A 23079-nucleotide genomic window follows, 5' to 3' on the forward strand; every position below is an offset into this window, starting at 1 on the left:
CTGGCACAGGCAAACAAGAGGATGGCCGGCGTCTTGGGGGAGCCGGCCATCCTTGTCCATGGCACGCTGTCCATTCCGCGTGCTGCCAGGGTCTGCCCTGCCAGGGTGGACCCTGCCGGCGGAGTCTATGGACGGGTGACTCCGTGGGAGGCCAGGTACTGGGTCACTACGGCGTTGAAGTCGCTGGCCCGTTCCACTTGGGACCAGTGACCGCACTGGCTGAAGATATGCGCATCTGCGGACGGAACAACGTTCAAGAGCTCCCACGTACGCGACACGGGAATCACCACGTCCTGCACACCGTGAATCAAGAGCACCGGAACTTCCAAGCGTGACAATACGTCAAAATCCAGGGGCAGCCCGGTACGGTCCCGGTCCCGCGCGCTGACCACGTCTGCCAAGCGGTCCGAGGCGGTATCGTTCAGTGCTGCCTGGTAGCGGAGCGAAACCAACTCATCGGTCACCAATGATTTGTCCACCACAAAGAGCTCCAAGGTGCGGCGGATGCCGGCCTCGGACAGATCGGGCGTGGAATGCCCTGCAAGGGCTCCCGTCAGCTTGGCGCCGCCAGTGCCCATGGAGATGATGCCAAGAAGGCGCTCCGGGAAGTCGATGGCGAACTGAAAGGCAAGCCAGCCGCCCAGCGAATTGCCCACTATCCACGTCTTGTCGATGCCCAGCGCGTCAAGGGTGCGGACTGCGTGGCGCACCCATTCCTTGATCCCGTACTCTGTCCCCGGTGCCACCACGGATTGCCCGTAGCCAATCGAGTCGATGGCGATGCACCGTGCTTGCTCGGAAATCCGGGGAAGGTTGAGCCACCAGTTTGCGGCGGCGGTGACACCCGTCCCTGAACCGTGCAGGAAGAGGACGGGGGTGCCTTCGCCGACGTCGTGATAGTGGGTGAGTTCGCCCTCGGCTGTCTCCAGCCATTTGTCGTCGAGGCCAAAGAAGGTATCGGTGGTGTAGGCGGGAATGGGGACTGAAACAGACATAGCGTGGCTCCTGAACTGCTGGAATCGCAGGGTCATGCCCTGCAAGGGTTCCGTCTCACGTTATGCACCCTGCACCGCCATTGGGGCTGCTCGTTCCGCTGCCCGGCACGCCCGCCCCGCCGGGGTCAGCTTTAGCGCTCCGGGATCACAGCAATGCCCTGGATTTCGATCAGGGCCTCTTTCTGCCACAGGCGCGTGACGCCGATGCCCGCCATTGCGGGGTACTGCGAGCCTGCCATGTCACGCCAGATGCGCCCGATTTCCCGGCCATTGGCCATGTAGTCGTCCACGTCCGTGAGGTAGATCGTCACGTTGACCAGGTCTTCGGGCTGTCCGCCGGCTTCTCGGAGGGTGGTGATGACGTTGGAGAACGCCTGCGTGAACTGTTCCACGATGCCGCCGGGAACGATGTTCATGTTCTTGTCCAAGGCCGTCTGCCCGCCCAGGAAAACAGTGTTTCCGGCAAGAATGCCGTGCGCGAAACCCGATGGCTTGGGCAGCGATTCCGGGTTGACCGTCTGGTGACTCATGCTGTTCCTCCTCGTTGTGGCAACTGCAAAAACTTTTGGAAAGCCTCTGTGCAGATCATTTCTGCCGTGCTACGTTGAGCATATGTGACGATCGTAAAAAAGTCGACACATCACAAAGACTCGAAGGGAACCCGCAATGAAACTCGCCACCTTGCGCACGGCCAACGGAGGTACGACGGCGGCGCTCGCCACGGGCGCCGACTCCTACCTCGCGCTGCCCGCCACTGACGTCGGGGCCCTCCTGGCCCAGCCGGAGTGGCGGTTGGTCGTCGAGAAGGCAGCAGAGACTGCAGCGTCCAACGGGCAGGCCGTCATCGCTGCAGCCGACGCCGACCTGGCGCCGCTCCTGCCCCGTGCAGGCAAGGTCATCTGCTGCGGCCTGAACTACGGCGACCACATCCAAGAGATGGGCCGCGAACTTCCTGAGTACCCCACGCTCTTCGCCAAATACGCAGACACCCTGGTCGGAGCAAACGACGCTGTAGAAGTCCACGGCAGCGTCCGCGTCGACTGGGAAGCCGAGCTCGCCGTCGTCGTGGGTTCTGAACTGTTCCGCGCGGACGAAGACCAAGCGAGCGAGGCAATTGCCGGGTATACCGTGGCCAACGATGTCTCCATGCGCGACTGGCAGAGCCGAACCCTTCAGTGGTTCCAGGGGAAGGCTTGGGACGGCAGCACTCCCGTGGGGCCGGTCATGCTGACGGCCGACGAGGCAGGACAGAGCTTCGAGGTCCGCGGCTACGTCAACGGCGAGCTGGTGCAGCAGGGGAACACCAGCACCTTGGTGTTTGGCCCCGCGCAGCTCCTGTCCTATATCTCGCAGTTCACCGTCCTGCGCCCCGGCGACCTCGTCCTGACGGGTACGCCCGGGGGTGTAGGCATGGGAATGAACCCGCCCCGCTACCTCAACGACGGCGATGTCCTCACCACCGAAATCGACGGGATCGGCCGGCTGGAAAACCAGTTCCGGATCCACGTACCAGTCCCGGCAAACGCCTGAACCACACCACCCCGAAGGAGAACCCCATGAGCCAGAGCACCACCGAATACGTCCTCGAAGGCGACAACTCCATCTACGCCCAGGCCGATGGCAAGGTCGTTCCCGTCGTCACCCGCGCCGGTGCGGAGGACACCAACACCGCCCAGTCCGGGGACTGCATCCGCGTCTCCGGCGTGAGCATCCAGCACACCCCAGCAACCAAGATCTGGTTCGGCCAGGTGTCCAACACTCCCGGCTACCGCTCGCTCCCGCACCACCACGGCGAGGCTGAGACCGGCGGCTACGTGCTCCGGGGCCACGGCCGTATCTACTTCGGCGAGAACTACTCGGAGTTCCTCGACATGAAGGCCGGCGACTGGGTTTTTGTCCCGCCCTTCATGCCCCACGTCGAAGCCAACATGTCCGTCACTGAGGAACTCGTCTGGCTGACGGCCCGTACGCCGGAAAACCTGGTGGTCAACCTCGAAGACGTCGCCGACGAAACGCTTGCCGACTACCGCCGGGCCTAAGCCATGATCACTGGAACCCTGACGTCGGAGACGTTCCTCAAGGCCGTTGAGCTCACACCGGCAACGGCCGAGGTTTTTGACGAAGCCTACGAAGCAACCACCCAGTACGTGCCGTGGCCAAAAGCCTATGGTGGAGACATGGTGGCACAGGCTGCGGCCGCAATGATGCGGTCCGTTGATGCCGACAGGACTCTGCACTCGATGCATAGCTATTTCATGCGTCCCGTGGATATCGGTTCCAGTGTCCGCTACGAAGTGGAGCGCCTGCGCGATGGTCGCGGGTACTCCACCCGCACGGTCCGGGGCTTCCAGAACGGCAAGCCCGTCTATGCCGCCATGGGTTCGTTCCAGGTTCCCGAAGAGGGGCCGGACTTCCAACCCGACGCCCCCGCCGCCGTCGAGCCTGAATCGCTGCGGACGGCAGCCGAAGTGCTGGACGGGACTGACGGACCGGCCGCAGAGTACTGGTCCTCTGGCCGCAGTTTCGACATGCGGCATATTCCCGGTCCGGTATATATCGAATTGGAAGGCGGTTCGGTACCGCAGCAAGCGATTTGGGTGAAGGCCTTTGACGCCCTGCCTGACGACGCCGACCTCCACCGCACGGCCTTGGCCTACGTCTGCGACTACACGATTTTGGAGCCTCTGCTCAGGGTCAACGGACTCAACTGGTCCAGTCCGGGACTTGCTACCGCCAGCCTGGACCATTCCATGTGGTTCCACCGCGACGGCCGGGCGGATGACTGGATCCTCTATGCCCAGGAAGCCATATCCGGGCAGAGCAACAGGGGCCTGGCCATGGGCCGCTTCTTCGACCAGCAAGGAAGGCTCCTCGCCACGGTGGCCCAAGAGGGCATGATCCGGGCCGGCGCCTCAACATCTTCCTAACCCCACCAACCAGCAGCTTCAACGACGCACCACTGAAAGGAACGGCCATGAGCATGATGCCATCGGCCCACGTGGACACGTTCACCCGCGACCACCTGCCGCCCGCCGATACCTGGCCTGCGCTTGAATTTACCCTTCCCGAACTCCATTACCCGGAACGGCTTAATGCTGCCGCGGTACTGATCGACGACGCTGTCGAACAGTACGGCGCGGACCGCCCGGCCCTGTGGACCCCTGACGGCTCGGTCTGGACCTACGGTCAGCTCCAGAAGCGCTCCAACCAGGTGGCGCAGGTCCTCACCGAAGACCTCGGAGTTGTTCCCGGCAACCGCGTATTGCTGCGCGGTCCCAACAACCCCTGGATCGTGGCCGCCTGGCTGGGCGTTCTCAAAGCAGGCGCCGTAGTGGTGACCACCATGCCCATGCTGCGCTCCACCGAAGTCTCCACGCTGATCGAACTCACCAAGCCGGCGGTGGCTATTTCTGATCACCGGTTCGTGGATGAGCTGTTGGTTGCGGCCGGGGAAGAGGTCACCGTCCTGACCTACGGTGCCGATAACGGATTCGACGACGACGGCGACCTCGCCTCGCGCTGCGGGCACAAGAGCGGCATGTTCACCCCGGTGGACACAGCCGCTGACGACGTTGCCCTGCTGGGTCCGACGTCGGGCACCACCGGTGTGCCGAAGGTGACCATGCACTTCCACCGGGACATCCTGGCCAATGCGGACACCTTCGCCCGGTACATCCTGCAGCCCACCGCGGATGACGTTTTCGCCGGATCCCCACCGCTTGCCTTCACCTTCGGGCTCGGCGGCCTGGTGGTCTTCCCGCTCCGCTTTGGCGCGTCCTCGCTGTTGACCGAAAAGGCCGGCCCGGTGGAACTGGCCGAGCACGCCTCAAAGGCCGGAGCCACAATCCTCTTTACCGCCCCCACGGCCTACCGGGCCATTCTCAAGGAGAAGCGCGGCGATCTCCTCCGCGGCCTGCGCATCGCTGTCTCGGCGGGCGAACACCTTTCCAAGGAAACCTGGGAAGCCGTCCATGAAGCCACGGGCCTCCGGTTGGTCAACGGAATCGGGGCTACGGAGATGCTGCACGTCTTCATCTCTGCCGCCGGAGACAATATCCGCCCCGGAACCACCGGCCGTGCCGTCCCTGGCTTCAGGGCAACCATCCTTGATGATGACGGCAACGAACTTGGCCCGGGCACCATCGGCCGCCTCGCGGTGATCGGTCCCACCGGTTGCCGCTACCTGGACGATCCCCGGCAGGCGAACTACGTGGTCCGCGGCTGGAACGTCACCGGGGACACGTTCGCCATGGACGCGGACGGGTACTTCACCTACCAGGCCCGCTCGGACAACATGATCGTCTCCTCCGGCTACAACATCGGTGCGCCCGAGGTTGAAACAGCCATCGACCAGCACCCGGATGTGGTGGAGAACGCGGTCATCGGAATTCCCGATGAGGAGCGCGGCAGCATTGTCTGCGCATTCGTTGTCCTGCGCGAAGGCGTCACCGGCGACGCCGCCAAGCGCAAGGAAATCCAGGACTTCGTGAAGCAGACCATCGCCCCGTACAAGTACCCCCGGGACGTCCGCTTCGTCACCGAACTGCCGCGGAACCCCAGCGGCAAACTCCAGCACTTCAAGCTCCGCGACAAAGTCCTCTCAGAGGACGCAACCGGGAACGCGAGCAACACCGAACAACTGACCCCCGCCGGCCAGAGCCAGGCCTGAGAAGGAGCATCACCATGAAAATCGCAATCGTTGGAGGCGGCCCCGGCGGCCTGTACTTCGCAGCACTCATGAAGCAGCTGGACCCGTCGCACGACATCACGCTCTGGGAACGCAACGCTGCCAGCGACACCTTTGGCTTCGGCGTCGTCTTCTCCGATGAGACACTGGGCGGCATCGGCAACGCCGATCCCGTGGTGGCCGAATACATGAGCCGGCGTTTTGCCCGCTGGTCCGATATCGACATCCACTTCCGCGACCAGATGATCACGGTAGGCGGCCAGGGCTTCGCTGCCATGAGCCGCAAGGAACTACTGGAACTGCTGCAGCGCCGGTGCATCGAACTGAACGTGGACGTGCGGTTCAGCACCTTGGCCCCGGCCATCGAGGAACTCGAAGCCAACTACGATCTTGTACTCGCCGCCGATGGAGTCAATTCGCAGATCCGCGCCAAGTACGCCGAATCCTTCAAACCGAACCTGGACCCGCGGTCCAACAAGTTCATGTGGCTTGGCACGGACCAGGTATTTGAAGCCTTCAAGTTCTTCGTGAAGGAGACCGAGTGGGGCGTCATGCAGATCCATGGCTACCCGTACTCCGACGAGGGCTCCACGTTCATCGTGGAAATGCACCAGGACGTTTGGCACGCGGCAGGTTTCGACGTGACCGCCAACGAGGTCTTCCCTCCCGGCGTTTCGGACGAGAAGGCCATCGCCAAAATCCGGGAGATCTTCGCGGAGGAGCTGAACGGCTACGAGGTCCTGACGAACAACTCCAAGTGGATCAACTTCACTACTGTCCGCAACGAAAGCTGGCGCCACAACAACGTGGTGCTGTTGGGCGACGCTGCCCACACCGCTCACTTCTCCATCGGTTCGGGCACCAAGCTGGCCATGGAGGATTCTTTGGCGCTGGCTGCCTGCCTGCACGAGCACGCGGATGTTGAGTCCGCCCTGGCGGCGTACGAGGCCGAGCGACGGCCCGTGGTCGCTTCCACCCAGCGTGCAGCACAGGCATCACTGGAGTGGTTCGAGCGCATCGGCCAGTACAAGGACCAGGACCCCACCCAGTTCGCGTTCAACCTGCTGACCCGCAGCCGCCGCATCACCCAAGAGAACCTTCGCTTGCGTGATCCCGAGTTCGCTGACGCCGTGGACCGCGACTTCGCAGAGTCACAGGGCCTCACCGAGGTTGCGCCGGCCATGTTCCAACCGTTCCTCATAGGTGGGCTGGAGCTCAAGAACCGCATTGTCGTCTCCCCGATGGACATGTACTCAGCCACGGACGGCATCCCGGGCGACTTCCACAAGGTGCACCTGGGCTCCAAAGCCCTCGGTGGTGCAGGCCTGGTCATGACCGAAATGGTCTGCGTCTCCGAGGCCGGCCGCATCACCCCGGGCTGCAGCGGCCTGTACACGGACGACCAGCGCGACAGCTGGAAGGAAATTGTGGACTTCGTCCACAACCGTTCCACTGCCAAGATCGGTGCGCAGTTGGGCCATTCAGGCCGCAAGGGTTCCACCAAGCTCATGTGGGAGGGCATCGACCAGCCGCTCGAGTCCGGCAACTGGACCGCTGTCGGGCCCTCAGCCTTGCCGTACAGCCCGGAGAACCAGACACCCGTGGAGCTGGATCGCGCCGGCATGGATGCCATCAAGGCGGAGTTCGTTGCCTCGACTGTCCGCGCAGAGCAGGCAGGCTTCGACCTCCTGGAAATCCACGCCGCCCACGGCTACCTGCTGTCCTCCTTCCTTTCGCCGGTGTCCAACAAGCGGACCGACGACTACGGTGGCAGCTTGGAGAACCGGCTGCGGTTCCCCTTGGAAGTGTTCGACGCCGTTCGCGCGGCATGGCCTGCCGGCAAGCCAGTGACGGTGCGCATCTCCGCCACCGACTGGATCGAGGGTGGCAACACTTCGGACGATTCCGTTGAGATTGCCCGCGCCTTCGTGGCGCACGGTGCCGCCGGACTGGATGTTTCCACCGGGCAGGTCGCCAAGGAAGAGAAGCCCGCCTACGGCCGCAGCTACCAGACGCCGTTTGCCGACCGCATCCGCCAGGAAGTTGCCGCTCCGGCAGGCGTGGCTGTGATCGCCGTCGGCGCCATCTCCAGCTACGACGACGTAAATTCGATCCTGCTCGCGGGCCGTGCGGACCTTATCGCGCTGGGCCGTACGCACCTCTACGATCCCCAGTGGACCCTGCACGCCGCCGCTGAACAGGAGTACCAAGGCCCGGGTGCCCAGTGGATTCCGCAGTTCCGTGCCGGCCGCCGCAAGCCGCCGAGCTCCCGCACTGATGCTGTTCGTCCGCGCCTGTCCTTGCTGAAGGAAGCGGACATTGAAGAGGCCAACACCCACCTCCGCTGGACTCCTGAGTCAGCCGCCGCATCGGTTTTGGTGAAGTAGCCATGGCCGCCGCGCCAGTCAACGACTGGAACGTGCCCAAGAAGACCACCGGACTGGTGTTGTTCTGCTGCTGGCTCGCGATCCTCGCCGAAGGGTACGACGTCGGCGTTCTCGGTGCCATCCTGCCGGCCCTTGCCGAGTACAAGGAATGGAACCTCAGCCCTCTTGCCCTGGGTGGCCTTGGATCGTATGCCCTGATCGGCATGCTTATTGGGGCCTTGTTCATTGGGACACTCAGTGACCTGGTGGGTCGCAAGAAGATGCTTCTGGCCTCCATGGTGATCTTCACGCTCACCCAGGCCGGGGCGGCGTGGGCTCCGACGCCTGAACTGTTCGGCATCTTCCGCCTGATTGGTGGCTTGGGAATGGGCGGCGTCATCCCGGTGGCAGCGGCCCTCACCATCGAGTATTCGGCTCCGAACAAGCGGTCCTACAACTACGGCCTTATGTACTCCGGCTATTCGCTGGGGATTGTAGCGGCGGCACTTGCGGCACTGTTCGTCCTCCCCATGGGTGGCTGGCGCGCCGTGATCGCGATCGGCGCTGCTCCGGTAGTGCTGATTCCGATCATCTGGAAGTTCCTTCCTGAGTCCCTCGAATATCTGGAGTCCAAGGGGCGGCGATCCGAGGCCAAGGCACTGGCCGCCAAGCTGCAGATCGCGAATTACCGGCCCGTGGTCCAGGCGGCACCCGCTGCCCAAGGCACTCCTGTGGATCCATGGTGGAAGACCATCACCACCATGTTCTCCCGCAAGTACCTGCGGTCCACCGTGTTCTTCTGGATCTCCCTCTTCTGCGGACTGGTCCTCGTTTACGGCCTGAACACGTGGCTGCCGAGCATCATGAAGAAGGCCGGCTACGACCTCGGTTCTTCACTGACGTTCCTCCTGGTCTTCAGCATGGCGTCGGCCATCGGCGGCCTGCTCCTGGGCCGCGCTGCGGACAAATACGGTAAGAAGCTCATCCTGGTGGTGTTCTACATCCTGGGCGGACTGGGCATCATGCTCCTCGTCTTCCCGAACACCATGGTGGTCAACCTGCTGTTCGTCGCCTTCGCCGGCGTCGGTTCCATCTCCACGTCGCTGGTCCTCACCGGCTATATCGCCGACTACTACCCGGCCAAGGTTCGCGGCACGGCTACGGGGTGGGCGTTGAGCTTCGCCCGGCTGGGTGCCATTTCCGGGCCGTTGATCGGTGGCTGGATCGCCGGCTCGAAGTTGCCTTTCGAGGCCAACTTCGCGATCTTCGCCGGCATCGCCGTACTTGCGGCAGGCGCTGTGGTGATGATTCCGAAGCCGCAGCCTGAGGTGCCCGTGACCGCCGTCGACGTCGAGGCCGACGACGCCACCGTCAGCGCCCGCTAGGAGTGATCGTGGACAGGTTTCCGGAGGCGTGCATCGAGCGAACGGTGGAATGGGTGGACACCGACGCCTCCGGACACCAGCACAACTCGGCCATCCTGCGGTGGGTTGAAGCTGCGGAAGCTGAGCTGTTCCGGAAGCTGGAGCTACCGGATTACTTCCCCAGCGCTCCCCGTGTCCAGCAAGTCATCAACTACAAGGCCAAGCTGTGGTTCGGCCAGCGCATCACCGCCACGGTGAAGATCCACGCGCTCGGCCGCACCTCGCTGACCATGGCTTTCGACGTAACGTCCGACGACGGCGAGGTAGCCGCTTACGGGACGGTCACCACGGTTCACGTCCCCAACGGCACCACCAGGGCGCAGCCTTGGCCGGAGCATCTGGTCCGCGCCGTGAAGGGCGTGCCGGCAGCCGACGTGCCGGTAGCCGAATAGTGCCTTGCCGAAGTGCCCGATCTACGACCCGATGACCTGGCTGATGGCCAGGACGCCTCCACTGGGATCAGCCAGCACGGCGTTTCGGAAGCCCGGGGCATCAGTGGGCGGCATCAACAAAGAGCCGCCCAGCTCAACAACGCGGCGGGCCACAGCGTTTGTGTCCGAAACCTGCACGTTGACGGCCCAGTGGGGCGGAACGCCGGACGCGGGGTCGGCTCCGGTCGCCACGGCAACGACGTCGTCGGGCAACGTTGGGTGGGTGGCCCGGCGTGTACTTCCGGCTAAGCGCCACAGCCCGATGCCCGCGGGTGCCATCTCCAACCGCCACCCAAAGACGGTTGCGTAGAACCTCTCTGCAGCGGCCATATCCGGGGTATGCAGGGCACTCATTTGCCATGCGCCGGGGGCGTCAAGAACTCCCGCCGCCAGGGGCGCACTCCCGGCGCGTACCCCGAAAGGTGCGCCGCTGGGGTCGGCGAACAAGGCCGTACGCTCACCGTCGCCTCCCTCGACTGGTCCAACCAGCCGGGTTCCCCCGGATTCACCCACGAGGCCCACCGTTGTGTCGAGGTCATCCACGAGGAAGTACGTGGCCCATGCTCCGCGGTCCAGCATTGGCGGGGCCTGCCCCACTCCAGCTACGGGTCGCCCACCGAGCCGGGCCACCCTGTATCCAAGGACAGTGGGGTCATCGAATTCCCAGCCGAAGAGCGGCCCGTAGAACGCGACGGCCGCTTCCAGGTCGGGCTGAAGTGACTCGATCCAACAGGGCTCACCCGGGACGTAGGAAACAGCATGGGTCATGGCGTGGGACCTCCATGGAGTAAGTGGCCGGATGGCGCTCAGCCTACGCCGACCACACACGGTCCCGCACCTATGATGAACTGGACTGGCGCCTGATGGGGGCGCGGAAATGAGGCTCTTTCGATGTTCGCCGTTCCGGCACCCGCGGTGCGCCACCAGCAGCTGCTCGTTACGATCTTCGGCCTTTATGGCCGGAACGCCGGCGATGCCTTGCCGGTCTCCGCGCTGATCTCCATGCTGGGCTCGCTCGGTTACGACGCTCCGGGTGTGAGGTCCTCGGTTTCCAGGCTTAAGGCCAAGGGCGTGCTGAAGAGTGTCCGGGAAGGCGGAATCGCCAAGTACAAGATTTCCGAGTCCATCAGCGATGTGTTCCGTGAAGGTGACCGGCGGATCTTCGCACCGGAACCGCCCGCCCCGGTGGACACGTGGGTGCTGGCTGTCTTCTCGGTGCCGGAATCGATGCGCAACCGCAGGCACCAACTGCGTTCCGCGTTGCTGGCGTTGGGGTTTGGTTCCGTGGCCAACGGCGTGTGGATCGCGCCGGCCCACAAGCTGGAGCAAGCCCGGGAACGGCTCACTGCCGGGGGACTGATCGAGTTTGTGGATCTGTTCCGGAGTGACTACGTTTTCGACGGTCCCATGCGGCCCAAAATCTCGGAATGGTGGGACCTCAAGGAACTCGATGAGCAGTTCACCGAGTTCCTTGAGTTGTATGAAGGTGCGGAGCGGCAATGGACCGAGCGAGTCGGTGACGATCCTGAAAAGGCTCTGGCTGAGTCCACGGCAGAGCTGCGGCGGGACGCTTTCCGCTACTACATTCCGATGCTCACCATGTGGCGCAAGTTCCCGTACCGGGACCCGAACCTGCCCGCCGACTACCTTCCGCCTGAGTGGCACGGACCGGCTGTTCGCCGCACGTTCCAAGCGGTGCACCGCCTGGCCGCACCCCTCGCCGCGGCCCACGCACATGAGATCATCACCGAGGCCTTGAATCCTGCTGCGGCCTGACTCATCGCCCGCAGCCCTACTCGCTGATGCGTGGCGCGTCGATGACGCCGAATACCTCACCCTGGGGCGCCCGCACGACCACCATCCGGCCCATGGCACTTTCCTCCACTGGGCCCAACAGGGTGGCGCCAAGCTCTACTGCCCTGGTGGCCGTACCTTCGACGTAGTCGCTGGCGAACCAGGTCATCCAGTGATTGGGCGCGTCATCGGGAAGAGCGGTGTCGTGGTGCATTCCGCCGACTTCCCGCCCATCCAGCGGCCTGCGCACAGTGGAGTAGACAAGGCCTTCCTCGGTGACGTCCTGGTAGCTGACGTCGAAGACCTCCGAGTAGAAGGAACGGGCCGTGGAGTACTCACGCGTGTGGAGTTCGTTCCAGCAGAGGGCGCCGTGCTCGTTGACGCGTTCAGCCCCGATGTGGGCTCCGGCCTGCCAGACGCCAAAAACCGAGCCGACGCTGTCCAGGGCCAACGCCATGCGGCCTGATTCCATCACATCAAAGGGAGGAGCGAGAAGCTGCCCGCCGGCTGCGCTGATCTTCTTGGCCGTGAGGTCAACATCGTCCGAGGCCAGGTACGTGGTCCAGGCGGTGGGCATACCCGCTTCCTGTTTGGGACCTATTCCGGCCACGGCCCGGCCCCTCACGTACGCCAGGGTGTAGTCCCCGGCCTCCTTGCCGCCGGACACGAATTCCCACCCGAACAGTTCTGCGTAGAAGGCCTTAGCTTCGGCAAGGTGGTCAACACCCAGGTCCACCCACATGGGAGTTGCTGCGGGCCAGCTGGAGATTTTGGTGGACATGGGACTCCTCGGATTGGGGCTCTTGGGGCGAAGCTGCTTCCCCAGATGCCCGATGCGCCAAGCATCTGAGGAAGCAGCCACCCATAAAGTGCGCCCTGGACCCGTTTCGTGACACCGTTTTCGCCGCTATTCCGTGGCAGGCAGCTGGCAGCAGCCCAAGAATAGGGTGGCGGGCAAGCGCAAGGTGCTTGCCCGCCGTCGTGCGCTGGGGATCAGACCGTGCGCGTGGCCTTGGCGAGGTTCCCGCGGAGTTCATCCGCGTTCTGCCGGATGACGTAGGCGGGGCGGTCCCGTTCGACGCGCCAGCTGTCTTCCAGAGGGCCGATGTTGACGGTGTCGAAGCCGAACTCGTCGTAGAGATTGGTGACGAGTTGGGCGGCTTCCGGGAAGTCGCTGGAGGTGGCCAGCGCGCGTCGGTTGGGCGTGCCGGACGGGGTGCCGTCGGTGGTGATCTCCTTGGCGAAGATGTGGTTGAAGCCCTTTGCCACCTTGGACGTGGGGAGGTGCTTTTGGAGCAGGCCGGAGGTGGTGGCTTCGCCGTTATCCAGCTCGGGAATGCGGCCGTCACGCTCCCAGTAATAGTTGTTGGTGTCGATGACGATCTTGCCCTCGAGCGGCTCCGTGGGAATGCCTTGATAGTTCTTGAGAGGCACGGTCACGACGGCGAAATCGCCCGCCGCTGCTGCCTCGGCCGGCGTTGCGGCCCGGGCCCGCGGCCCAAGTTCCGCGACCAGTTCGCTCAGCGTTTCGGGCCCCCGCGAGTTGCTGATGACGACGTCATAGCCAAGTTCCACCGCTTTGCGGGCGACTTGGCTGCCAATGTGTCCTGCACCGATGATTCCAATTGTTGTCATGTGGGTGCCAACAACAAGTTGCAGACGCCTATTTCCCGCGTTACGCAATATTTCTGAAAGACTTATACTAAGTAGTCTTACTATGCTGGTTGGCATCGAAGACGAGGAGGTAGGGATGGCCGGGCATTTGGAACTGGTTGAAACGCCTGATGGGGATTTTCGGATTCTGATGGTGGACGGCGAGGACGTGTTGATGGGCCTCTCCAAGCGGTTTTCGTCAGTGGATGAGGCTGCTCAGGGAGTAGCTGCCATCAGGGAAGTAGCCGGAACTGGCCTCGTTCGTACCGCTGACGCAGAGCGATACGCTGTCCTGATGCTGGAAGAGCCCGTGATCGACTCAGCGCTCGCAGCGCAGGGCGCACAGGCGCAAGCGAAGGTGGTCAACTGTGGCAGCTGATGCGACGTCAACAAAGAAACGCGGCGTGCTCTTTGATGTGGACGGGACACTGATTGATTCCAGCTATTTCCACACTATGGCGTGGTGGCAGGCGTTCCGACGGGAAGGGCTGGACGTGGAAATGTCCGCCATCCACCGGCGCGTAGGCATGGGAGGCGACAAGCTCATTCAAAGCCTTGTGCCTGATTGCCCGCGGGACATGCAGGAGGAGCTGAAATCGGCCCACGGGGCTGTCTTCTCAACATTCTGGCCCACGCTGCGTCCCTTCGAATCGGTTCGGGACCTCCTCTCGGCATGCTCCGAGGCAGGCCTGGCTGTGGGCCTGGCATCGTCAGCGCAAAAGCGCGACCTCGAAGTGAGCCGCCACATCCTCGACGCCGGATCCTCCATTGAGGCCTGGACCAGCTCCGACGATGCCGAGGAGAGCAAGCCGGTGCCGGACATCCTGGTCGCGTGCCTGGAGAAGCTCGGCGTCAGCCCCGAGGATGCCGTTTTTGTTGGTGACGCAGTCTGGGATGTAAAGGCGGGCGCGGCCATCGGCATGCCCGTGATTGCCCTGACCTGCGGCGGGATCAGCGAGGCGGAGCTGCGCGAGGCAGGTGCCGCGGAGGTCTACGACAACGCGCGGCACCTGCTGGAGCACCTGGAAACCAGTATCATCGGCCGGTTGGCGGCGGGGACAGCCAGCGCCTAGCGGGTGAGCTTGGCGGAGTCCGGTTCCTGGTCGCCGATGTGGCCCGGGGCGTTGGCGGCAAGGACGCGTTGCACGAAGGCGCTGTATTCCTCCATGTAGTGCCGCAACAGGCCGGCGGTTCCCTCGTCCTTGACCGAACCGTCGTCGTCGTACGCATCAGCGACGAAGCGGATGTAAGCCTCAGGCGCGTTCAACTGCGGCGCGTCCAGGAAGCTCAATACGCTCCGCATGGACGACTGCATCACCGCGGTTCCGATACCGCCCGGTGATGCGCCAATGATTCCGGTGGGCTTCCTGGCGAACGAATTGGTGCCCCACGGGCGCGAACCCCAGTCGATGGCGTTCTTGAGCGCACCCGGGATGGAGCGGTTGTATTCGGGGGAGACGAACAGGACCCCATCCGATGCCGCAATGGAGTCCTTCAATTCCCTGCCGGCCGGGGGGAAATCGGCGTCGTAATCCGAACTGTACAAAGGAAGGTCCTTGATGGCGATCTCATGGAACTCAAGCTCCGGAGGCGCGACGCTGATCAGCGCCTTGGAGAGGACCCTGTTGATGGAATTGCTTGCAAGGCTTCCCACGAAGTAACCGATTTTGAAGGTGTCCATAGTGGCGTTCCTTTCCGACGGCACGGCCGGAACCGGCCCGTCGACGGTGTGGTGGCTGGTTGCCCCCAGCTCCCACCGACCCTAGTGGAGTTGTGCACATAGCGCAGCCCCCTACTCCCGCCCGGACCCTCGCGGTCATAGACTCATGCCAACTGGGTTCTGGAGGGTTCGGGAAGAGGGGTGGCGGGTGAAAGCAGGCATAGCGCGCGAGGCGCTCGACGGCGAGCGACGTGTGGCCGCCACGCCTGAAACGGTCAAGCAATTGGCCGGGTTGGGCCTGGAAGTTCAGATCGAGTCCGGGGCCGGATCAGCCTCCGGTCATAGCGACGACGATTACCGGCAGGCCGGCGCCTCCGTGGTCCAATCCCTGGACCTCGGGACACTGGATGTCTACTGCCACGTGCGCCCCATGGAACCGTCGACGGCGGGAGCTCTTCGCCGGGGCTCTGTCACCGTCGGCTTGGGGTCGCCGTCCTCGGAGTTGCCTACCGTGAGGGCGCTCGCCGCCGGTGGGATCACATCCTTCGCCCTTGAGCTGGTTCCCCGTATTTCGCGTGCACAATCCATGGATGCGTTGACATCCCAGGCCTTGGTGGCGGGGTATCGGTGCGTCCTTGAAGCAGCCATGCGGCTGCCCCGGTTCTTCCCGCTGTACATGACGGCGGCGGGGACCATCCCACCGGCCCGCGTGTTGGTGTTGGGCGCCGGTGTGGCCGGTCTCCAGGCGATCGGAACAGCCAAGCGGCTCGGCGCCCGGGTTTCCGCCAACGACATCCGCCCGGCTTCGGCTGACGAAGTAGCGTCCATGGGCGGAACGTTCATCAAGCTTGACCTCGAAACCGCTGAGGCATCCGGTGGGTACGCACGTGAATTGAGCGCGGACCGCGGTGCCTTGCAACGCGCACTCCTGGCGCCTCACGTTGCCCAGGCAGACGTGTTGATCACAACGGCCGCCGTCCCCGGCCGGAGGGCGCCGCTGCTGGTGAGCCGCGAGATGGTGCAGGGCATGCGGCCAGGCTCCGTGGTAGTGGACCTGGCGGCCGAATCCGGCGGCAATGTTGAGGGAAGCATTCCCGGGCAGGACATCCACATACCCACCGCTGACGGTCAGGGAGTGGTGACACTGGTAGGCATCAAGGATGCCGCGTCAGCGATGCCCGCGGACGCCTCACGCCTTTACGCCAAAAACGTGGCCAACCTGCTGGCGCTCATGACCAAGGATGGCGTGGTTGCCCCGGACTTTGCCGACGAAGTAGTGGCCGGCGCCTGCCTCACCCACGATGGCGGGGTCCGGCATGCGCCCACATCGGAGGCACTCACCGCGCCCGCCGGCGAAACGGCACCCTCTGGAAGTACTCATCCCGGACCTGAAGGAGTGCGCTGATGGATGGCATGAGTTTGCTGACGATCACTGTGCTGGCCGTTTTTGTGGGCTTCGAGGTTGTTTCCAAGGTTTCCAGCACACTGCATACACCCCTCATGTCCGGCGCCAACGCCATCCACGGCATCATCCTGGTGGGGGCCATCATCGTTGCTGGACAGGCTGCAGACCCGTTGGTGCTGGCGGTCGCGCTCCTCGCGGTTGTCCTGGCTACGGCCAACCTCGTCGGCGGTTTTGTGGTGACCGATCGGATGCTCGAAATGTTCCGCGGAAGGCAACGGCCGCCGTCGAAAGTTGCTCCGACGGATTCTGGAGCCGCGGGGGCCGCAGTTAAGGAGCGACGCCCATGACGCTGCTCAATCCCACGTGGACGGCACTTCTGTACCTTGCGGCGGCGGCGTGCTTCATCCTCGCGCTGAAGGGCCTGAACTCACCACGGACCGCCCGGCGCGGCAACCTGATCGGAGCATTTGGCGCCCTGTTGGCAGTGGTGACGGTATTCGTATCCGTGAAACTGGACAATATTCCCTGGATTCTTGGTGCCATCGTGGTGGGCTCCGGTGTGGCTGCCCCCGTGGCCCGCAGGGTACAGATGACCCAGATGCCCCAGCTCGTGGCGCTCTTCAACGGTGTGGGCGGCGGCGCTGCGGCGCTCGTGGCATTGCTGGAACTCTCGCATACGGAAGAGCCCTGGGTTCGGGTGGCAATCGTCTTCACGCTGTTGGTGGGGGCGGTCTCCTTCGCGGGTTCCGGCGTCACCTTCGCCAAGCTCCAAGGGCTCATGACCACACGCCCGGTCACATTCCCGGGACTGCCGGTCCTGATGGCCGTCGTGTTGCTGGCAGCCGTGGGGGCCGGCGTCGTGGTGATCCTCAACGGATCCTTGGTGCTGGCGCTGGTCCTGTTGGTTTTGGGGCTTGTTACCGGAATCCTGTTGGTGCTCCCTGTGGGTGGCGCCGATGTACCCATAGTCATTTCGCTCCTGAACGCCTTCACTGGTCTGGCTGTGGCAGCCTCGGGGCTGGTGCTGGGCAATGTCCTGCTTGTGGTTGCAGGCACCTTGGTGGGGGCCTCCGGCACCATCCTTACCCGGGCCATGGCGGCTGCGATGGGGCGCAGCGTCGCAGGCATCATGTTCGGGGCGTTCAAGGGCGGATCAACGGCGGGATCGACCGCTCTGAGTGAGCGGCCGGTGCGGTCCTCCAGCGCCGAGGACGTGGCAGTCCTGCTCGGCTATGCGCAGCGGGTCATCATTGTGCCGGGGTACGGTCTGGCAGTAGCGCAAGGGCAGCACACAGCTGCCGAACTTGCCTTGGCCCTGGAAGCACGCGGTATTGAGGTGGATTTCGCCATCCATCCCGTGGCTGGAAGGATGCCGGGGCATATGAACGTGCTCCTGGCCGAAGCCAACGTTCCCTATGAGTCGCTTAAGGAAATGGGCGACATCAACTCCGAGTTTAAGACGGCCGACGTTGCCTTGGTGGTGGGCGCCAACGACGTCGTCAACCCCGCAGCGAAGACCACCTCGGGCTCGCCGATCTACGGAATGCCCATCCTGGAGGTTGCCGATGCCCGCCAGGTGGTGTTCCTCAAACGCTCCATGCGCCCCGGGTTTGCCGGGATTGAAAATGAACTCCTCTATGAGCCTCAAACCACCCTGCTGTTCGGCGACGCGAAGGATTCGCTGACCAAGGTCCTGGGTGCAGTGAAGGGACTCTAGGGAAACCGTGTTTCTCCTTTTTGGGCCCCTTAACCGCGTCACGTACGGATTGGTGGGGGCACAGGTCTTGTACAGAACCATGTACAGCAGGCTAGGAGTCGTCGAGTGCAAGACCGTAAGAAAGAGTCGTTGTTTGGGTCGCGCTTCGTCCCGGCGCAGGGTAAGAGCGTCACCAATTGGAGGTTGCTGGTTGGCCAAACTGTTCAAATTTGGCGCGGTGACGACATCGTGGACCAAGGCACGGTGGAGACCGTAACTCCTGACGGCAGCGTGCTGTGGCTCACCCAAAAGGGAGCGATTGGACGGCGGATGGTGACCAAGGAACGTGGAGCGCGCCTTCGAATCCAGCTGATCAACTAAGCTGCATCGCGCACCGGCCAGGACCTTCCCGGCCGTCCGCCCGCCGTCCTAAGAACCCGCGGAAACCGTCGGACCGTATGCCAAGACCTCTGCCAATTCAGCCAGCCTGTGCGCACGCGCCGATTCTGCCGGCGTGAAAGGCTCACCCGGGCGCGAGAACACCAAGGGCCCGTGCCAGGCCGTCGGGATCTTGAGGATGTCAGCGGACAGCCCGACGGCGGAACTCGTGTGGGGTGCCGGGTGCTCGGGATCAACGGGGACGATTTTGGCGGAAAGGAGCTCGGCGACCGCGTGGGGGAGTTCCTTGGGGTTACCGGCGATGCGGGTGGCGAGGCTCAGGGCCTTGGTTTGGCCGTCAGCCATGGCCAGAGCTGTGGTGGGCCAAACGTGGGACTCGCGCCCGCCGCCGTCGAGCAGTGCTTTCAGCAGTTCCTGTTCGGTGACATTGCCCGGGGCCGAGAGGACGAACTCGTCCATGACGGTCTCGCTTGGAGCGGCGACAGCGGCCCCCGTTGCCATCATCGGATGGACGTGCAGGCTGAGGATGTTGCTATCCAGCTTGGCGAGGGATTGGGTGATTTTCTGCAGGGACCCGGGCTGGTCGAGCAGCACCGTCCGGGCACGCCACAAGGACGGTGCCAGATTCAACGTGCGTCGTTGGCGGAGGGCCGGAGCGTGCAACCATCGCCTGAGTACTTTCGCTGCTGAGGGTTCGGCCACCCAGATGACCAGAACGGTGGCGGTGACCGCCAAGAGCAGGACCTTCGCTACGTAGGGCAGATGGGTTTCCACGACTGCTGCGTGGACCAGCAGCTCGATGGGAAGCATGACCGCAATGTTGGCCAGGGTGAGTCGGGCCTTGGGCGGTTCGGGCAACTGGCCGCAGACATCACAGAGGAGGTCCGCGGTGACGGGAGTGCTCGCGTTGGGCTTCATGTTTTCATGCTGCCCTGACCCTGTTTCGTACCGATTGCCTGTGCGTCACGTTCCGGGAACGGCCCGGTGAACGCCCGCCACGCAAGAGCCCGGCGTTCTCACGGAGAGAACGCCGGGCTCAGGCCACGCAACTTAAGTGGGAGTGCTCTCGATGAGCTGTCCGTCCTAGCGGGTGCGGTCGGAATCGAGGTCGGAGTCAAGCTCCGAGATGTTGTCTGCGTCGCGGTGGCCGGCAGCTTCCTTCAGGAGGTCGCGGATTTCGGCCAGAAGGGCGGTGTCTGCCGGGAGCGGCTCTTCTTCCGGTTCCTCGGTGGAGAGGCGCTCTTTGACCAGGGAGTTAATCTTGTTCATTGGCGCCACGAAGATGAAGTAAACCACGGCTGCAGTGATGACAAAGGTCACCAAAGCGGTCAACACCGCGCCAAAGTCGATGAAGGTGGCGGGGTTGTCCGGCCAGATGCGGAAGCCCAGTCCCTCTGCGTTCATGCCGCCGGCCGCTGCAATGACGGGGTTGATGATGTGGTTGGTGAAAGCCGCCACGAGGGCGGTGAAGGCACTGCCGATGACGACGGCAATGGCCAGCTCGATCACGTTGCCGCGAAGTATGAAGTCCTTGAAACCCTTGAACATGGATGGTCCTCCGATTGGGTGCGGGTGTCTGCCTCAGCAGAGATCAAACTACCACTCCCGGGTTTCAAGCGGGTGTAAGCGGGTGAGCGAGGGTTGGCGGGAGGGGGCCCGGGGGGGGGGGGGCCCCCCCCCCCCGCCCAGGCAATCAGGTCGGCGGACCGTCAGGCGAGCAGGGCCCGCGTGTGGTCGTTGAGGAACATCCCGCGGGGATCGAATTCGCGCCGGACCTGGATGAAGGTGTCCAGCTCCGGGTAGAGGCGTTCCAGCCGGCTCCGGGTCATGAAGTGGATCTTTCCCCAGTGGGCGCGCGGCTCGAATTCCTGGAGCACGGCGTCGGCGTCGCGGAAGAACTGCCAGTAGTCGGTCCCGGGCTCGGTGGTCAGCGTGATGACGGTGCTGTCGCGGCCTTGGAATTGGGACATGTAGGCGTCGTCGGACTTCACCCAGCGGACCTCAACGGGGTACTTCTGCTCGGGATACTTGCTGCGGATCAGGTCCTGGATGGCCTCGACGGCCACCAAACCGTCCTCGCTGCGGACGAAGTACTCCAGTTCGTGGAACTGTGTGGTGAAGCCGCCGGGGTAGATCCGGTAGGAACGGTCCAGTCGGGCACCCTCAACGGTGGAGAGCTGGCTTTCGTCGTGGACGGATGCGACGTTGTACCGCTTGGTGTAGCTGCGGCCACCCATGCTGTGGTCCGGCGAGCCGGGGAGGTCCAGCAGCTCACAAGAGTCGTCCTCAGGGCACCAGAGGAACGAGTAGTGGCGGTTGTCGTCGATGTCGGCCTGCCACGTGGCCGCGGTTTCCGCCCACGTTGGGTAGGTGATCTGTTCCTGCAGGTAATAGCTGTCTTCAACGGCCAACTCGACTTCCAGGAAGATCCCCAACGTTCCCAGCGCTGTCTGTGCGGCACGGAGTTCGCGGAGCTGGCCCTCGCCGATCTCCACGATTTCGCCGTAGCCGTTGATCAGCTTCACCCAGCGCAGTTTGGAGGAGAAGCTGCCCAAATCCTTACCGGATCCGTGGGTGCTGGTGGCCAAGGCGCCGGCGATCTGCTGCTTGTCGATGTCGCCCTGGTTGCTGAGCGCCAGTCCCTTCTCCCACAGGGCATCCCCGAAAGCGTTGATGGTGGTGCCGGCAAGCGCACGGGCCCGGCGTCCGGGCTGGTCAGTGCCCGTAATGGCTGAGAGCCCGGACATGTCCATCAGCACGCCGCCGGTCTGGACCAACGGTGAGGAGGAGTGCCCTGAGCCGACCGCCCGCACAGGCAAGCCTTCGCGGATGGCGAATCGGACGGCGTCGAGCGCTTCTTGTTCATTCCTGGGCCGAACGGTAAAGGCGGGGGTCGCGCTTTGGTTCCCGCCCCAGTTGGTCCAGGTGGCGTCTGTGGCGAAGGGGGCTGTGGGAGTGGCTGCGGCCGGTACGCCCGATGCCCGGGAAACATGAGTTGTCATGGTTGAAGCTCCGTTGCTTGTCTGAACGCTCACGCGCCGTGGTTGATCATGACGTGCTTGGTGCGCGAGTAGTCATCCAGGGCGTAGAGCGAGAGGTCGCGGCCGTAGCCGGAACCCTTGAATCCGCCCCACGGTACCTCGCACGCCAGGACAAGGTGCGCATTGACCCACACCGTGCCGAAGTCCAACTGCTTGGGTATGCGGAGGGAAAGGCTTGAATCGCGCGTCCACACCGAGGCTGACAGGCCGTAGGGGCTCTCATTGGCCCGGGTCACGGCTTCCTCGGTGGTGCTGAAGGTTTCCACCGTGACGACGGGGCCGAAGATCTCGTGCGTGGCGATGTGTGCACCGGCCGGCACGTTGCTGATGACCGTGGGCTCGATAAAGTAGCCGGGACCTTCCAGCGCCGAACCGCCAAGAGCCACGTTGAGGCCAGCCTCGCGGGCCTCAGCCAGCGATTCCTTGACCCGTTCGTAGTGCGGGAGGGAGATCATGGGGCCGATTTCGACGTCGTCGCCTGCATCGGGGGCTCCGACCACCAAGGTGCTGACTTCGCGTACCAGGTGTTCCGTGAACTCTTCGGCCACGGACTCGTGAACCAGGACGCGGCAGGCAGCGCCGCAATCCTGGCCGGCGTTCCAGAAGCCGGCATTGCGTACACCGGCAGCGGCTGCGCGGAGGTCGGCGTCGGGGAAGACGACAACAGGAGCCTTGCCGCCGAGTTCCAGGTGCACGCGCTTGACGGACTTCGCGGCGGTTTCGGCCACTGCCTGGCCGCTGACGACGCTGCCGGTCAGTGCGACCAAGGCAATGTCCGGGTGCTCGGACAGCCTCTGCCCCACAGTCCGGCCGCGTCCGGTGACGACGTTGAGGATGCCATCCGGAATGCGTCCGGCCAGCATTTCCACCAGCTTCAACGTGGACAGCGGAGTCTGCTCGGAAGGCTTGATGACGATGCTGTTACCGGCTGCGAGGATGGGCGCGATCTTCCATGCGGCCATCAGCAGCGGGTAGTTCCACGGGGTGATGACGCCCACTACGCCCACGGGTTCACGGAGGATCACGGAGGTGTGGTCCGTGGCGTAGTCGCCGCCGGCCATGGAGGTCAGGGTGCGTGAGGCCCCGGCCATGAACCGGAAGGTGTCGATGGTGCTGGAGACATCGTCCTCGGACACGGCCTGCGGTTTGCCGGTGTTGGCTGACTCGATGACCTCGAAAGCCGCGCGGTTCTCCTCGATGATGTTCGCGATGAGGTTCAGGACATCCGCGCGTTCCTTCGGGGTGGTGGCACCCCAGGTCTTTTGGGCCACGACGGCGGCGGCAACAGCGACGTCGACATCATCGGCCGTGCCGGCCAGCACTGAAGCGATGACAGCCTCGGTGGTGGGATCCACGACGTCGATGGACTGGCCCGAAGAGCCGGGGACGAAGGAACCGTTGATGAAGTGGCCCGCCGGAGGCAGGGGCAACGGCAGGGCAGGGACGCTGTCGATCTGTGAAGAACCGGTGGTGGCGCGTCGGACGGTGAACTGTTCGGTCTGGGTGGTCATGATGATTCGCTTTCAGA

Annotated in this window: 24 protein-coding genes; 14 read left to right on the plus strand and 10 right to left on the minus strand. The window is 63.9% G+C overall.

The annotated features are described in order from the left end of the window. Window positions 1-125 precede the first annotated feature (125 nt). Window positions 126-995 carry an alpha/beta fold hydrolase gene (locus LN996_RS10775; protein WP_231340383.1) on the minus strand — a complete coding sequence of 290 codons (870 nt, stop codon included), beginning with the start codon at window positions 993-995 and terminating at the stop codon, window positions 126-128. A gap of 131 nt (window positions 996-1126) precedes the next feature. After that, window positions 1127-1525 (minus strand): RidA family protein, encoded by a 399-nt coding sequence (locus LN996_RS10780; protein ID WP_231340384.1) that lies wholly within the window; start codon window positions 1523-1525, stop codon window positions 1127-1129. 136 nt (window positions 1526-1661) lie between these two features. On the opposite strand from LN996_RS10780, the gene LN996_RS10785 reads away from it, so the two are divergent. From LN996_RS10785 to LN996_RS10815, 7 genes are read left to right on the plus strand one after another with little or no spacing between them, the layout of a single operon-like run. Further along, the gene (locus LN996_RS10785; protein WP_231340385.1) at window positions 1662-2525 is read left to right on the plus strand and encodes a fumarylacetoacetate hydrolase family protein; all 864 of its coding nucleotides are present in this window, start codon (window positions 1662-1664) and stop codon (window positions 2523-2525) included. Between the two features lie 26 nt (window positions 2526-2551). Next, window positions 2552-3034 carry a cupin domain-containing protein gene (locus LN996_RS10790; protein WP_026541145.1) on the plus strand — a complete coding sequence of 161 codons (483 nt, stop codon included), beginning with the start codon at window positions 2552-2554 and terminating at the stop codon, window positions 3032-3034. Window positions 3035-3037: 3 nt separating this feature from the next. Further along, entirely contained in the window at window positions 3038-3922 is an 885-nt protein-coding gene (locus LN996_RS10795) for an acyl-CoA thioesterase II (protein ID WP_231340386.1), read from the plus strand. Window positions 3923-3969: 47 nt separating this feature from the next. After that, complete coding sequence (locus LN996_RS10800; protein WP_231340387.1) at window positions 3970-5664, plus strand: AMP-binding protein; 1695 nt, start codon at window positions 3970-3972, stop codon at window positions 5662-5664. Window positions 5665-5678: 14 nt separating this feature from the next. Then, window positions 5679-8069, plus strand: coding sequence for a bifunctional salicylyl-CoA 5-hydroxylase/oxidoreductase (locus LN996_RS10805; protein ID WP_231340388.1), 2391 nt, complete (start codon window positions 5679-5681; stop codon window positions 8067-8069). Window positions 8070-8071: 2 nt separating this feature from the next. After that, window positions 8072-9433 (plus strand): aromatic acid/H+ symport family MFS transporter, encoded by a 1362-nt coding sequence (locus LN996_RS10810; RefSeq protein ID WP_231340389.1) that lies wholly within the window; start codon window positions 8072-8074, stop codon window positions 9431-9433. A gap of 8 nt (window positions 9434-9441) precedes the next feature. Continuing rightward, entirely contained in the window at window positions 9442-9864 is a 423-nt protein-coding gene (locus LN996_RS10815; protein ID WP_231340390.1) for a thioesterase family protein, read from the plus strand. A gap of 21 nt (window positions 9865-9885) precedes the next feature. On the opposite strand, the gene LN996_RS10820 is transcribed toward LN996_RS10815, so the two are convergent. Next, entirely contained in the window at window positions 9886-10671 is a 786-nt protein-coding gene (locus tag LN996_RS10820; protein WP_231340391.1) for a VOC family protein, read from the minus strand. A 123-nt stretch (window positions 10672-10794) separates the two neighbouring features. Here LN996_RS10820 and LN996_RS10825 point away from each other — a divergent pair, with 123 nt between their 5' ends. Beyond that, complete coding sequence (locus LN996_RS10825; protein WP_231340392.1) at window positions 10795-11679, plus strand: PaaX family transcriptional regulator C-terminal domain-containing protein; 885 nt, start codon at window positions 10795-10797, stop codon at window positions 11677-11679. Between the two features lie 16 nt (window positions 11680-11695). On the opposite strand, the gene LN996_RS10830 is transcribed toward LN996_RS10825, so the two are convergent. Both LN996_RS10830 and LN996_RS10835 read right to left on the minus strand, forming a co-directional pair. Next, the gene (locus tag LN996_RS10830; RefSeq protein WP_231340393.1) at window positions 11696-12478 is read right to left on the minus strand and encodes a VOC family protein; all 783 of its coding nucleotides are present in this window, start codon (window positions 12476-12478) and stop codon (window positions 11696-11698) included. A gap of 212 nt (window positions 12479-12690) precedes the next feature. Then, on the minus strand, window positions 12691-13332 hold the full coding sequence (locus tag LN996_RS10835; protein WP_231340394.1) for an NADPH-dependent F420 reductase: 642 nt from the start codon (window positions 13330-13332) through the stop codon (window positions 12691-12693). An 82-nt stretch (window positions 13333-13414) separates the two neighbouring features. Between LN996_RS10835 and LN996_RS10840 the strand changes: the two genes are divergently transcribed. Both LN996_RS10840 and LN996_RS10845 read left to right on the plus strand, forming a co-directional pair. Beyond that, window positions 13415-13729 (plus strand): hypothetical protein, encoded by a 315-nt coding sequence (locus LN996_RS10840; protein WP_231340395.1) that lies wholly within the window; start codon window positions 13415-13417, stop codon window positions 13727-13729. Then, on the plus strand, window positions 13719-14423 hold the full coding sequence (locus LN996_RS10845) for an HAD family hydrolase (RefSeq protein WP_231340396.1): 705 nt from the start codon (window positions 13719-13721) through the stop codon (window positions 14421-14423). Before LN996_RS10840 ends, LN996_RS10845 begins: the two co-directional genes overlap by 11 nt. Here LN996_RS10845 and LN996_RS10850 read toward each other — a convergent pair. Then, on the minus strand, window positions 14420-15031 hold the full coding sequence (locus tag LN996_RS10850; RefSeq protein WP_231340397.1) for an NADPH-dependent FMN reductase: 612 nt from the start codon (window positions 15029-15031) through the stop codon (window positions 14420-14422). The genes LN996_RS10845 and LN996_RS10850 overlap by 4 nt on opposite strands. A 187-nt stretch (window positions 15032-15218) precedes the next feature. Here LN996_RS10850 and LN996_RS10855 point away from each other — a divergent pair, with 187 nt between their 5' ends. From LN996_RS10855 to LN996_RS10870, 4 genes are all read left to right on the plus strand, one after another. Continuing rightward, the gene (locus LN996_RS10855) at window positions 15219-16415 is read left to right on the plus strand and encodes a Re/Si-specific NAD(P)(+) transhydrogenase subunit alpha (RefSeq protein ID WP_231340398.1); all 1197 of its coding nucleotides are present in this window, start codon (window positions 15219-15221) and stop codon (window positions 16413-16415) included. Beyond that, on the plus strand, window positions 16415-16762 hold the full coding sequence (locus LN996_RS10860) for an NAD(P) transhydrogenase subunit alpha (RefSeq protein ID WP_231340399.1): 348 nt from the start codon (window positions 16415-16417) through the stop codon (window positions 16760-16762). Before LN996_RS10855 ends, LN996_RS10860 begins: the two co-directional genes overlap by 1 nt. Beyond that, the gene (locus LN996_RS10865) at window positions 16759-18132 is read left to right on the plus strand and encodes an NAD(P)(+) transhydrogenase (Re/Si-specific) subunit beta (RefSeq protein WP_231340400.1); all 1374 of its coding nucleotides are present in this window, start codon (window positions 16759-16761) and stop codon (window positions 18130-18132) included. Before LN996_RS10860 ends, LN996_RS10865 begins: the two co-directional genes overlap by 4 nt. A gap of 105 nt (window positions 18133-18237) precedes the next feature. Further along, complete coding sequence (locus LN996_RS10870) at window positions 18238-18492, plus strand: hypothetical protein (RefSeq protein WP_231340401.1); 255 nt, start codon at window positions 18238-18240, stop codon at window positions 18490-18492. A gap of 48 nt (window positions 18493-18540) precedes the next feature. On the opposite strand, the gene LN996_RS10875 is transcribed toward LN996_RS10870, so the two are convergent. The 4 genes from LN996_RS10875 to LN996_RS10890 form a co-directional block, all read right to left on the minus strand. Continuing rightward, window positions 18541-19428 carry an amino acid-binding protein gene (locus LN996_RS10875; protein WP_231340402.1) on the minus strand — a complete coding sequence of 296 codons (888 nt, stop codon included), beginning with the start codon at window positions 19426-19428 and terminating at the stop codon, window positions 18541-18543. Window positions 19429-19593: 165 nt separating this feature from the next. After that, window positions 19594-20058, minus strand: coding sequence for a large conductance mechanosensitive channel protein MscL (gene mscL / locus LN996_RS10880; RefSeq protein WP_231340403.1), 465 nt, complete (start codon window positions 20056-20058; stop codon window positions 19594-19596). Between the two features lie 161 nt (window positions 20059-20219). Further along, on the minus strand, window positions 20220-21512 hold the full coding sequence (locus LN996_RS10885) for a D-arabinono-1,4-lactone oxidase (RefSeq protein ID WP_231340404.1): 1293 nt from the start codon (window positions 21510-21512) through the stop codon (window positions 20220-20222). A gap of 29 nt (window positions 21513-21541) precedes the next feature. Beyond that, window positions 21542-23062 (minus strand): aldehyde dehydrogenase family protein, encoded by a 1521-nt coding sequence (locus tag LN996_RS10890; RefSeq protein ID WP_231340405.1) that lies wholly within the window; start codon window positions 23060-23062, stop codon window positions 21542-21544. Window positions 23063-23079: the final 17 nt, after the last annotated feature.

The sequence above is a fragment of the Arthrobacter sp. AK01 genome (assembly GCF_021109375.1).
Taxonomy (GTDB): Bacteria; Actinomycetota; Actinomycetes; order Actinomycetales; family Micrococcaceae; genus Arthrobacter.